Source organism: Bradyrhizobium sp. Ash2021 (assembly GCF_031202265.1).
Lineage (GTDB): Bacteria > Pseudomonadota > Alphaproteobacteria > Rhizobiales > Xanthobacteraceae > Bradyrhizobium.
In genome coordinates this window covers 5,390,436-5,403,049 of record NZ_CP100604.1, presented here as the reverse complement: position 1 = coordinate 5,403,049, position 12,614 = coordinate 5,390,436, and the positions used below count along the sequence as shown (strand labels likewise).

General features: G+C 62.5%; 10 protein-coding genes. 3 read left to right on the top strand and 7 right to left on the bottom strand.

Annotated features, from left to right (window positions below; genetic code table 11):
- Positions 1-244 precede the first annotated feature (244 nt).
- Positions 245-1,312, top strand: coding sequence for an extracellular solute-binding protein (locus tag NL528_RS26010; protein ID WP_309177308.1), 1,068 nt, complete (start codon positions 245-247; stop codon positions 1,310-1,312).
- 199 nt (positions 1,313-1,511) lie between these two features.
- A complete protein-coding gene (locus tag NL528_RS26005; RefSeq protein ID WP_309177307.1) occupies positions 1,512-3,803 on the top strand; it encodes a PAS domain S-box protein in 2,292 nt (763 codons plus the stop codon).
- 28 nt (positions 3,804-3,831) lie between these two features.
- On the opposite strand, the gene NL528_RS26000 is transcribed toward NL528_RS26005, so the two are convergent.
- The 5 genes from NL528_RS26000 to NL528_RS25980 all read right to left on the bottom strand — a co-directional run bounded on the left by NL528_RS26000 (position 3,832) and on the right by NL528_RS25980 (position 8,157).
- Positions 3,832-4,170 carry a pilus assembly protein N-terminal domain-containing protein gene (locus tag NL528_RS26000; protein ID WP_309177306.1) on the bottom strand — a complete coding sequence of 113 codons (339 nt, stop codon included), beginning with the start codon at positions 4,168-4,170 and terminating at the stop codon, positions 3,832-3,834.
- Positions 4,171-4,229: 59 nt separating this feature from the next.
- Positions 4,230-5,426, bottom strand: coding sequence for a cupin domain-containing protein (locus tag NL528_RS25995; RefSeq protein WP_309177305.1), 1,197 nt, complete (start codon positions 5,424-5,426; stop codon positions 4,230-4,232).
- Positions 5,427-5,531: 105 nt separating this feature from the next.
- Positions 5,532-5,681, bottom strand: coding sequence for a hypothetical protein (locus NL528_RS25990; protein ID WP_309177304.1), 150 nt, complete (start codon positions 5,679-5,681; stop codon positions 5,532-5,534).
- A gap of 312 nt (positions 5,682-5,993) precedes the next feature.
- Positions 5,994-6,560: a hypothetical protein gene (locus NL528_RS25985; protein ID WP_309185030.1), complete on the bottom strand. Its 567-nt coding sequence runs from the start codon at positions 6,558-6,560 to the stop codon at positions 5,994-5,996.
- Between the two features lie 133 nt (positions 6,561-6,693).
- Entirely contained in the window at positions 6,694-8,157 is a 1,464-nt protein-coding gene (locus NL528_RS25980; RefSeq protein ID WP_309177302.1) for a YadA-like family protein, read from the bottom strand.
- Positions 8,158-8,448: 291 nt separating this feature from the next.
- Between NL528_RS25980 and NL528_RS25975 the strand changes: the two genes are divergently transcribed.
- Positions 8,449-10,497, top strand: a complete 2,049-nt coding sequence (locus NL528_RS25975; RefSeq protein WP_309177301.1) for a BTAD domain-containing putative transcriptional regulator — start codon at positions 8,449-8,451, stop codon at positions 10,495-10,497.
- A 130-nt stretch (positions 10,498-10,627) separates the two neighbouring features.
- On the opposite strand, the gene glnA is transcribed toward NL528_RS25975, so the two are convergent.
- Together glnA and NL528_RS25965 are read right to left on the bottom strand one after the other, a co-directional pair.
- Positions 10,628-12,037 (bottom strand): type I glutamate--ammonia ligase, encoded by a 1,410-nt coding sequence (gene glnA, locus NL528_RS25970; RefSeq protein ID WP_309177300.1) that lies wholly within the window; start codon positions 12,035-12,037, stop codon positions 10,628-10,630.
- A gap of 143 nt (positions 12,038-12,180) precedes the next feature.
- On the bottom strand, positions 12,181-12,519 hold the full coding sequence (locus tag NL528_RS25965) for a P-II family nitrogen regulator (RefSeq protein ID WP_011441447.1): 339 nt from the start codon (positions 12,517-12,519) through the stop codon (positions 12,181-12,183).
- Positions 12,520-12,614: the final 95 nt, after the last annotated feature.

Below are 12,614 nucleotides of genomic sequence, written 5' to 3'. Positions count from 1 at the left end.
AGCATCGGCGGATAGCCCAGGCGATCAGGTGGAAATCTGCGCCGTGCGCGTCATCCGCCACCAGCGATCGTATCGGGTAGCCCGACATAGAGAAATTTCAGATCGTAAGCCGCCGGCGCGGCGGGAGTCTCGCTTGGACTCGCCGGCGCCGGGACTTGGATCAATTGGCGCTCCGGAAATCTGCTATAGTCTGCCCACAATCGCGATGGCCGGGAAACGGCCGGGTATTTTGGGGAGAATGGCGATGCCGGGCCGCAAATGGTCGAGACGCGACGTGCTGAAGGCTTCCGCCGTATCGGCCACAGGCCTGGTGTTTGCCGAACCGCTGAAAGCCGCCGCGCCGCCGCCGACGGCGGTCACGCCCGCCTTGATCGAGGCCGCGCGCAGGGAAGGCAAGGTCTCGTTCTACTCGGCACTGGAGCTCAACACCGCCGAGCGGCTCGCCAGAACCTTCGAGGCAAAATATCCGGGGATCAGCGTTCGCGTCGAGCGCTCCGGGGCCGAGCGGATTTACCAGCGCATCGCGCAGGAGCAGGGCAGCGGCATCAACGCAGTCGACGTCGCCAACTCGACCGATCCGTCGCATTACCTCGACTGGAAGAAGAACGACTGGCTGCAGCCTTACATGCCGGACGACGTCGCGAAGCATTTTCCCGCCGACCAGGTCGACCCGGACGGCACGTATGCGACATCCTGCGCGTGGCTGGAGGTGATCGGCTACAATACCGATCTGGTCAAACGCGAGGACGCGCCGAAGAGCTACGCCGATCTGCTTGATGCCAAATGGCAGGGCAAGATGGTCAAGGCGCATCCCGGCTACAGCGGCGCGATCCTGACCGCGACCTTTGTGCTGGCGCGCGATCTCGGCTGGCCGTATCTGGAAAAGCTCGCGCAGCAGAAGGTCATGCAGGTGCAATCGGCAGCCGATCCGCCGAAGAAGATACTGGTCGGCGAGCGTGCCATCATGGCCGACGGCAACGATTATAATCTGGTGCTGCTCAAGGATCAGGGAAAACCGGTCGAGGTGGTCTACGCCGCCGAAGGCTCGCCCCTGATCATCGTTCCCTCCGGGATCTTCCGCAGCGCGCCCAATCCGAATGCGGCAAAACTGTTCCAGAGCTTTTTCTTCCAAGCTGAAACCCAGCAAATGCTGGTCGACGTCTTTGCCCATCGCTCGTTCCACGCCGAGGTGAAGGAGGAGGGGGCGCACGTTCCGCTGGCCAATCTGAAACTGCTCAAGGCCGATCCCGCCGCGGTACAGGCGCAAAGCGAAGAGATCAAGGCGCGGTATTCCCGGATTTTCAAGGTGTGAGCGATCCTGCAGACCTTCCAGCCCCCAGTTCAGCCACTCGGAAAACATTCTCCGTACTTCTACGGGGCTGAAAGTTAGGGATCGCGAAGCCGAACTCGGCTAAGGAACTAGGCATTATCTGAAGGCGCCGCCAAAGAAATACCGGCCGTTTGCCGTTCCTGGCCGGAATCGGTTGCGCATCCATCCTTCTGGATTCGTTATGACTCTGTGGGGCCGCCTTGCGATTGCGATGGTGTTGCTGGTCGTGGCAACCGCATGCGCGCTCAGCCTGTTCGCACATTACTATTTGACCGGTGTGGCGATTGCGGCTGTTCTCGCCCTCGTGCTCGCGGCCGGGATCGCCAGGTCGTTGTCGAGGCCGCTGACGCAGATGACCCGGGCCGTCGAAGGCCTGTCGCGCGGCGAAACGGTCCCGATACCATCCGACGGCTGCGGGGAGATTGACGGTCTTGCCGCGGCCTTCGCTGAGCTTACGACCCAGTTCGGCACCAAGCGGGATCTGCTTGAGAAGACCGTCGAGAGCATCCGTGACTCCGTCGTCGTTGCCGACGAGAACGGCGTGGTCGTCGTTGCCAACGCCGCGGCGCGGAGGTTGCTCGGCGTCGCCCCCGGTTTCAACAGCCTGACGGGAACGCGAACCTTCGCCTGTTTCCTTGCCGACGACGTCACCCCGATGCCGATTCCGGATTCGCCGCTGGCACGCGCGTTGCGTGGCGAGAATGTCGACGATTTCGAACTCGCCGTGCAACCCGAAGCGCCGGCCGCGCGGGCGTACATCGTCGCCAACGCGCGGCCGTTGCGCGACGAACGTGGCAAGCTTCGCGGGGCGGTCACGGTTCTGCGCGATATCACCGGGCAAAGGCGGGCCCACCAGGCGCTGGTCGACAGCGAGCAGATGGCGCAGTCCATCATCAAGACCGCGCTCGACGCCTTCGTCCAGACCGATGAAAACGGCGTCATCCTCGACTGGAGCCCGCAGGCGGAGTCCCTGACCGGGTGGACCCGGGCGGAGGCGGTCGGCGTCAATGTGGCGGAGCTGGTTTTTCCCGAACCGGACCGCGCCGCGCACAGGGAGCGGATCGCCCGGTTCCTGCACGAGGCCACGGCTGGCGCCACCGGCATGCGATACGAAGCCCGCGCGCTGCACCGGGACCGCCACGAATTCGTCGTCGAAGCGTCATTGACGGCGCTACGCCGCGGTGACCGTTACATCATCAACGCCTTTGTCAGGGACATCACGCAACAGCGCGCCGCCGAAGAGCAGTTGATCCAGGCGCAAAAGATGGAGTCGCTCGGGCAACTGACCGGCGGCATCGCCCACGACTTCAACAACATGCTGACCGTGATCACCGGCACGATCGAAATCCTCGCCGACGGCGTCAGGGACGTTCCGCATCTGGCCAAGGTGACGCAGTTGATCAGCGAAGCAGCCGACCGCGGGGGGCAGCTCACGGCAAGCCTGCTTGCGTTCGCCCGGAAGCAGCCGCTGCAGCCGGCCGAGATCGACGTCAACGAGCTCATTCGCGAAGCCGTCCGCCTGCTGTCGCCACCGCTCGGCAAGCAGATCGAAATCGAGACCGCGCTCAGCGGCGAGGTCTGGCCGGCGTTCGTCGACAGCAGCCAGCTTACCTCCGCGCTCGTCAATCTCGCGATCAATGCCCGCGACGCCATGCCGCTCGGCGGCCGGCTGACCTTTGCGACCAGCAACGTCACATTGGGCGTTCCGGAAGCGGTGGCCAGCGGCGTCGAACGCGCCGGCGACTATGTCGCGATCGAGGTCAGCGACACCGGCACCGGCATGCCGCCGCGCATTCTCGACCGGATTTTCGATCCGTTCTTTTCCACCAAGGAAGTGGGGCAGGGGACCGGGCTCGGGCTCAGCATGGTGTTCGGCTTCGCCAAGCAGTCCGGCGGAAGCGTCGAGGTCCGCAGCGCGGAGGGCCGCGGCACCACGTTCAGGATTTATCTGCCCAAGGCGGACGCGAGCGTGCTGCAGCCGCGGGCGCAGGACGATCCGCCGGTGCAGGGCGGCCACGAAACCATCCTGTGTGTCGAGGACGACCGCAAAGTTCGCGACTATGTGACGATCCAGCTCGAGAGCCTTGGCTACCAGGTCATGGTTGCCGCTGATGCCGACGAGGCCATCGCCATCATCAATGACGGCGCGGCGTTCGATCTGCTGTTCACCGACATCGTGATGCCCGGCAGCATGAACGGCCGGCAGCTTGCGGAATCGGTCATGGCCGGGCGGCCGTCGCTCAGGGTGCTCTTCACGTCAGGATATACCGACGGCGCGCTGCCGTTGCAGGGCCGCGTCGGGCACGGCATCCCGCTTCTGACCAAGCCTTATCGGCGGGCGGAGCTCGCACGCATGTTGCGCCGCTGTCTCGATCCGGCGGTCGACCCGGCGGGCGATCCGATTCCGCTGCCTTACTCGGTGCAGCCGGACCTCAATCGCTTCCTGCGGCAAAATCTGCCGGAAGAAACTTAGCCGGTTTCTCGCAGCTGGCAGCTTCAGTTTATTCGCAATCGGGACCGTCTTCAAACTTCACAGGGATCGCGCCTGCGCTGCAAACCAGGATCCGGACGTTGCTGATCGCGATGCTCCTCTCGTCAACGAAAACGAGGTTCGTCGTTCCAGGGTTCAGCGGCTCGAGAATAACCGAGCGGTCGCTACGGGCATGTACATCGACGATATCGGGATCTCCGATCAGGACGGTTTTGAACGGCCGCTCCACCTCAAGTGCGGACCCCGCACCGAGCATTAAGGTGACCGACCGATCCGCCGCCCGAGTCACGCAATTCGTGGTGATCAGGAGGAGCAGTCCAAGGACGAAAGTTCGAAAAGTCGAGGTCATTGCCAATCCTCCGAACCCGTTGACGGTCCTCGGTCGGATTTCGACCGAACAAACCGACGTCAAGTCGGCGTGATCGGGGCGGAAATCACCATGCGTTTCCTGTTGAAGTTGGCGACGTCCTTTTCCGCGACGCCAAAATTATTGGCGAGCAGATGGCGCGGCGCCTTCGCCAGCCATTCTGACAGAGAGCTTTCGTGGTAGGTGCCGCTGTCCAGCACGCCGACGATTTCAGCGTCCTCCGGACCCACGTTTTGAATGGAGTGTCCGCAACCGCGAGGTATGTAGGCGCACTCGCCCGGCGAAAGCTCGGCCACAGCGACCCGCTTGTCGGGCGCGAACAGCGTGACCCGCGTTCGCCCCTTTAATACATAATGCCATTCATTGGCATCGGTGTGCCAATGCGGTTCGTGCATCGCAGCGTGCTTCAACTTCAGAACCATTCCCGTCAACGTCGTCGACATCGGAAATTCCTTTGAAGACGCGATGTAGAGCGCGCCGCCCGGCGTGCTCACTTTCGGCTTCTGCGCCATCATGGCGTGGCGATGGGTTCGCGCGTGCTCCAACTCGCGGGCGGAACGCGCCTGCGGACCATCGAGAGCCAGCAGCTCGCCCTGCATGATGTAGGTCTCGGCCTTGGGGATCTGTGCGAAAGCCTCATCCGAGACGCCGAATGCCTGCGAAAGGGCCTTTGTATCGTAACGGCTCATCCAGTCGCTGATGCCGAACGTGCCGTGTTCCGAATACAGTCCATCGTCGAAGGCAAGGATCGCGTGACACGGCGACGGGCCGAGGGTCTGGATTGCGTGGCTGTGGCCTTTGGGGAAGTACCAGAGATCACCCGGCCCGAGATTGACGACCTCGGCTACACCCTCGGGGTCGACCACCGTCACCTGGCAAAGGCCATCGACGACGTAGGCCCACTCGGCTGAATTGTGCCAATGCATCTCGCGGGCACCGCCCGCATTTATGAACAGATGCGCGCCGGCGATATCGGTGGCGATGGGCAGTCCGCGCATGGTGACTTCACGTGCCCACCCCCCGGATGTTGCCTTGATCGGCCCCTTGTCGAGGGAGGCCGTAAAGACCACGGGATCGCCGGATTTGCGCGGAATCGTCTTCAGGTATTCCGAGGCGGCGGAAACGTCATATCCGGCTGCATGTCCGTCGTTTCCAACGGCAAAGGATTGTGAGGCGGCGAAGGTACCGGCGCCGACGGCAATCGACTGAAGGATAATCCGGCGATTTGGTTCAAACATGGTGCGCGCTCCAATTTTCGTTGTGATTCGAAAAGCCTGGAACCTGGCGCAACGCGAAATTGCTGAAACGAAACTATAATTGGTCGCGCGTCGCGCTCGACAATCTCAAAGCCATACGCCCTGCACACCGGTGCACACCGCGATCAGCGCCACCAGCAGTCCGATGCCGCCGAACAGGACTACCGCACGGAAATCATCACTGAGAAATTCCGCGGGCTCCTCAAGTTCGGCGACCATTCTGACGAATGTGGGCATGGCATCCTCGCATTGTTGTTGTCTTCGCCAAACCGAACCCGAATGGCGAAGTCTGATTTCATATTATCAAGCTTGGCCGATTTGCTTTGTGAGGTCGTTCACAGTGCGACACAAGCGTAGTGCGGAAGACGACAATCGTCTCGGTCAATCGGCGTCAATAATTGACGCGCAAGTTTTGACGATGCAAGTTTTGACGATGATCGTGTTCAACGTTGGGATGATTCGAATATCATCGTCGCGAACATCATCGTCATCGACTTCAGGGTTTCGTCGAAGATTCATTTGTCGCCGCTCGCTGCCTGGTAGGTCGTCCTATTTGGACGGCTGATTGTCGGCCGGCTTGTGATCCGCAGGTGCGAGCCTGGCCGCGGGCGCAGGCTTTGCCGCCGCGGGCGGTCTGGCACCATTTGCGGCAGGCTGTTTTTGCGCAACGGGTGGCTCGGGTGGCGTCGGTGCGGCGGGCGCGCTCGGTCCGGTCGAGACCGAGATGCCGAACAGCCGCCAATGCCCGTTCACCGGCGCGAACGCCAGATCGAAATTGACCTGGGTCGGCACCGACGGAAAGAAGCCCGCCATATGCATCAGGCCGTTGGCTTCGATCTGCGGCAGCAAATTGAGCTGCGGATCGATCACGGCGACGCCCGACAGGTCGAGATTGTCATTGCGTAGCTTGGCAAAGATCTCGCCGAGCCGTGCGGCCGTGTTGGATTGAAAGCCGGGCGCACCAATGTCGCGCAGCACCGTGTAATTGCCGGTCTTGTTGGCCTGATCGAGCGCCAGCAGCGACGACCGGATCAGGATCAGCACGCCATTGCGGTCGATTTGCGCCGGCTTTGGAACTGGTGCAGGGGTTTCGGCCCGCGCGCCGGAGCAGCCCATCGCGACGATGGTTAGCATCGCGAACAGCAGCACACAGCGAGCGGGGCCACTGGCCATCACCACGCGAATGTTGCGCAATGTTGAAAATTCGCCGGCACCGCCGCTACTGTCAGGGGCCAGCTTCGGTGCCCCTTCAGTTGAGTGTGAACGACGCACCGGCGACGACCCCGTAATCATTCACCTGCGGCGCGGATGTGAAAGCCGCATTGACGCGCCAGCGGTCCGAGACCGCATAGCCGAGGCCCACCGCGACGCCCGACTGCCCCTTGTAGTTGGCAACGGCGGTCGCGATCGACGCTTTGCCGGGCCGCTGGTCGTATTGCAGGCCGGTCGCGGCGAGTGCCAGCGCGGTCCCTGAACGTGCCTCGCGCTGATTGTTGGTGACCTCGGCCTGCAGTCCCGTGAACTGGGACTGGAAGCCCGAGGTCAGGCCGCTGAGCTGGCTGACATTGACGGCGTCGGTCGGGTTGATGCCGGCGGCTACGTTGCTGAGCCGTCGCTCGTTGCCGGGGGTGCCGAACGACACGGTGTTGGCGAGCGTCGCCACCGAGCCGGAACCGATCGCGACCGAGTTGATCCCGAGCGCCTGAGCGCCCTGGCCGATCGCCGTTGCACCGGCAGCATTCGCGACGCTCGCTTGTCCGATCGCAGTCGTGGCAGCGCCACTGGCCACGCTGCCGTGACCGTAGGCACTCGCGGTCGCGCCATTCGCGGTGCTGAACGCGCCCGTCGCAGTCGCGAAAATGCCGGTCGCGGCGCTGTTTTGACCTGTCGCCGTCGCGGCAGCGCCATTGGCCGCGCTTGATGAGCCAGTAGCGGTCGCGAAGATGCCGTTGGCGGTGCTGTTCGCACCCGTCGCTGTTGCTCCGGTACCGTTGGCGATGCTGTTCGCGCCTGTCGCGGTCGCGTTGAGACCGGTCGCAGCGCTGTTCAGGCCAGCCGCTGTCGCGGCGTCGCCGACCGCGTTGCTAGCCACACCTGTCGCGGTTGCGCCAATACCACTGGCGAAACTGTCTCCCCCCGCTGCGGTCGCGTTGGCGCCAGTCGCGACGCTGCCTACGCCGTTTGCGGTCGCGAAATCGCCGGTCGCTCTGCTGTTCTGCCCCGTTGCCGTTGCGAACTGGCCGTTCGCGATACTGCCTTCGCCGGTGGCGGTGGCATTGGCGCCAAGCGCGGAACTATTTGCGCCCGTCGCGGTCGCCTGAGCGCCATTTGCGTTGCTACCCGAACCAATAGCGGTCGCGCTTGCTCCAGATGCGATGTTAGCGGCGCCTACCGCGGTCGCACCGTTGCCGAACGCGGTTGCGCTGGCGCCGAAGGCGGTCGCGCTGGTTCCGAGCGTGCTGGCACCGGAGCCAACCGCCGTGGCAAAACCCGAGGGGGCGTTGACGACGCCGCCGCCAGCAGAGTAATCGGCGGCCGAGGCGAAGTCGCAGCCAAGAGACACGATTGCCGCGAAACACGCGACCAAAACCAAACCTCGCAACATGCGCCCCAACCTAGCGCTGTCGGCCGGCAGCCACGCCCGGCGGCGGTGCGGATAAACCAAATCAGAGGTGCGCTGCAACGCGTTTGTCCGCAATTTATCGGTCATCATTGGCCCCAGTTTCCTTTGCGATCGGGGTGCGCGGAAAAATCCGGTAGCCCAACAACCAAAGATCGCTACAGTCGAATCTGCTCTGCTCGTGCGTTCGTTGAAACAAATCTAGTTCGGGAGTCGGCAAGCGTCGCCGTCAATCAGCGTCAATAACCGTTGCGGCAGTTTTGACGGTGATTGTGTCCGCCGCTGCGATGTTCCGGGCGTAATGTTCAGCAGTTCTCTCGCCGGACCGTCCGGCAAAAGCCGGCTGCATGGTTAGGTTTTCACCGCTGAGACGAGCAAAACGCAATGGCGCGCCCCATCACGATCAATATCCTGGGTCCATTCGAGGCGCTTGATGCCCGGGGCAACAGGCTGGAGGTGCGCAGCCGGCGTTCGCGCGCGCTGTTCGCATGCCTGGCCATGGAGACCGGCGAGAGCTGGACGCGAGCGCGGCTCGCGACGTTGTTGTGGGATAAGCGTTCCGAACAGCAGGGACGTTCGAGTCTTCGCCAGGAGCTCGTGCAACTCAGGAAAGATATCGGCGTCACGTCACCGAGCGATTGGGGGCATGATCCCTTTGTCTGCCTGCCGGAGCAAATCCTGACCGATGTCGGGCTGTTCCGCTCGGCGATATCCAGTGGCGATGCCTTGCAAGCCGCGTCGATCTGGCGGGGCGAGTTGCTGCAGGCAACGGCTTTGACGGAGGGGCCATTCGCGGACTGGCTGGCGCTGTCCCGTTCGCGGTTGCGCGAGGCGGCGAGCGAATGTTTCGCAAGCGCATTGCGCGCAACGGACGATGGTGATGATCCGCTTCGGCTTGAGGGAGTGGCATTGAAGCTGGTTGCGCTCGCTCCCGGGAATGAAGAGGCGCACCGGTGCCTGATGCGCAGCTCTGCGTCGCGGCACGATCTTGCCGAGGTGATCGAACGATATCGGCTGTACGCCGCGAATGCCGGTCGGGAGCGTAGCGGCGAGCCTTCTGCCGCGATGAAGCGGTTGCTGGATGAGACGATAGCGGCGACATCGCGCAAAGGAATTTCGGCGCAGTCCGGGTTTTCGACGCGCTGGATCGCGGAGATTAACCGCCAGCATCATACGGCCGCCGCACCGCAGCCGACGCGTCCGCTCCCGATCGAGACGGCTACGGCGCTTGCCGTGATTCCGTTCGTCGATCTGAGCCCCGGCGCTGCTTCCAAAGTGGCCCTGGCGGACGGATTGACCGAAGAGACGACGACGGCGATGGCGCGTATTCCAGGCGTGTTCGTCACGGCCCGCCAATCCTGCATGGTCTACAAGGGCGCCGCGGTCGATGTGCGGACGATCGCGCAGGATCTCGGCGTAAGGTATCTTGTGGAAGGCAGCATCGAGGTGAGGGGCAAGTCCGTCCGGGTCAACGCGCGCCTGGTCGAGGGCCGCTCCGGACTTCACATCTGGGCGAACAATTACGAAGAGCAACTCGGAGAGTTTTTTGCGGTCCGAAACCGGATCGTTCTGGCGGTTGCCAGCCAGCTTCAGCCGGCTTTGATGATGGCCGATCTTGACCGCGCGCTTGACGCGGGCCCGAACAATTTGAACGCGTGGACCCGCCTTCAGCGCGCCAATGCGCATGTTCTCTTCAACCGCAGCGCTCAAGGGCTTTTCAACGCGATCGGCGAGCTCAAGCAGGCGCTGGCAATCGACCCCGACTATGCAATGGCGCAGGCGCTCCTTGCCGCGGTCTACACCTGGCGCGCGACCTGGTCGGCGTCGACGCGCGTTGCCGCGGAGCGCGCGCTGGCGCTGGAATATGCGGCGCTGGCACGGAAGACCGACCCCAAGAACTCGTTCGTTCTCGTCAATTGCGCTGACGCCGCGATCTACAGCGCGGGCAATATCGATCTGGCGCTGGAATTGCTCAACGAGGCCGTGGAGCGAAATCCCTATGATCCGCAGGGATTGGCGCTGCTTGCCAACGCAAATCGCGTCGCAGGAGCCGATCCTGCCGACAGCCTGCAGATGATCGCACGGGCGATCCGGATCAGCCCGCGTGACCCCCGAAGCCACCGCTGGTTTCACTATGCGGGCTGGTGTCATTGGAAATTGGGCGAATTGGGCAAAATGGAAGCGGCCGCCCGCAACGCGATCGAACTCTATAGCGATGCGCCCGCGCAATGGGTCGAGCTGACATGCGCTCTCGGACTGCAGGGAAAGAACGCGGAAGCAAGGGCGGCTGCGAAGGTGCTCAGAAAACTGTCGCCCGCCTTTACGCCCGACAAGTTCTTCGGGATCGCGCAGCAATTCTACGGCAAGCGCTTCGCGGGCCCCGTCAAAGCCGACTATCGGTCGCTCTGTTCGACGCTGCAGCGCGCGATGTAGTGTGGGCGACCCGCGACGTCCAGCTAGAAACCGGACTTTCTCCCGGGACGCACAAAACAAAAGGCGCTCGGTTGGGAGCGCCTTTCGCATTGTCAGGCCGTGACGGCAGCGGGGAAACCCCCGCAAAAAGTCACAGCGAGTAGTACATCTCGAATTCGACCGGATGCGGCGTCATTTCGCAGCGCGCCACTTCCGTCATCTTCAGCTCGATATAGCTGTCGATGAAGTCGTCGTCGAAAACGCCGCCGTGCTTGAGGAAGCCGCGATTCTTGTCGAGGTTTTCCAGCGCCTCGCGGAGCGAACCGCACACGGTCGGGATCGCCTTCAGCTCTTCCTTCGGCAGATCGTAGAGATCCTTGTCCATCGCCGAACCCGGATCGAGCTTGTTCTTGATGCCGTCCAGACCCGCCATCAGCATCGCGGCAAAGCCGAGATAGGGATTGGCCATCGGATCAGGGAAACGCACCTCGACGCGCTTGGCCTTCGGGTTGGACGTGTAGGGGATACGGCAGGAGGCCGAACGGTTGCGCGCGGAGTAGGCGAGCAGCACCGGGGCTTCGTAGCCGGGGACCAGGCGCTTGTAGGAATTGGTCGACGGGTTGGTGAAGGCGTTGATCGCCTTGGCGTGCTTGATGATGCCGGCGATGTAGGACAGGCAGGTCTCCGACAGGTCGGCATATTTGTTGCCGGCGAACACCGGCTTGCCGTCCTTCCAGATCGACTGGTGGCAGTGCATGCCCGAGCCGTTGTCGCCATAGACCGGCTTCGGCATGAAGGTGGCGGTCTTGCCGTAGATGTGCGCGACCTGATGGATGCAGTATTTGTAGATCTGCATCTGGTCGGCCATCAGCGTCATGGTGTCGAACTTCATGCCGAGTTCGTGCTGGGCGGAAGCGACTTCGTGGTGGTGCTTCTCGACCTTGACGCCCATCTTGGCCATGGCGCCGAGCATTTCGGAGCGCATGTCCTGCACGGAGTCCTGCGGCGGCACCGGGAAGTAGCCCGCCTTGGTGCGGATGCGGTGGCCGAGGTTGCCGCCCTCATATTCGGTGTCCGAATTGATCGGCAGTTCCGAGGAGTCGAGCTTGAAGCCGGTGTTGTAGGGCGTGGTCTGGAAACGGACGTCGTCGAACACGAAGAACTCGGCTTCCGGTCCGAAGAACACGGTGTCGCCGACGCCCATCGACTTGACCATCGCCTCGGCCTTCTTGGCCATGCCGCGCGGGTCGCGGTTGTAGGGCTCGCCGGTGGTCGGCTCCAGCACGTCGCAGGTGATGACCATGGTGGTCTCGGCGAAGAACGGATCGATCGTCGCGGTAACCGGGTCGGGCATCAGGCACATGTCGGATTCGTTGATCGCCTTCCAGCCCGCGATCGACGAGCCGTCGAACATCTGGCCCTCGGCAAAGGTGTCCTCTTCGATCATGCCGACATCGAAGGTTACGTGCTGCCACTTGCCGCGCGGATCGGTGAAACGCAAATCGACGTATTTAACGTCGTTGTCCTTGATCGATTTCAGGACATCTTTGGCGGTCTTCATGAATACCCCTTTTGGCTGCGGGACGGTTTCCAGGATTCAGCGACGTCGGTGAGATTTCAGAGGTGAGATTTCACAAACGAAATCAGGCCGCCGTAGCAGCCTTTTTTTGCTTTTAGGTCGCAAAATGCGAGATAGCACCCGGCTCAGATAGCGTCCAGCCCGGATTCTCCGGTTCTGATCCGGATCGCTTCTTCGATATTGGAGACGAAGATTTTGCCGTCGCCGATGCGGCCCGTCTGGGCGGCGCGGCGGATGGCGTCGATCGCTTTCTCGACCAAATCGTCACCGATCACGATCTCGATTTTGACCTTGGGCAGGAAGTCCACGATGTATTCCGCGCCCCGGTAGAGTTCCGCGTGACCCTTCTGCCGGCCGAAACCCTTGGCTTCGGTGACCGTGATGCCCTGCAATCCCACTTCTTGAAGCGCCTCCTTCACCTCGTCGAGCTTGAATGGCTTGATGATGGCTTCGATTTTTTTCACTGAGCGCCTCCCGGGCATTTCAAAACTTCTGAGTGCAGTTAGTTTAAACGTCGCCGCGTGGCGCTGTCTGTTCGATCCTTCGGTCCGGCAAGTCA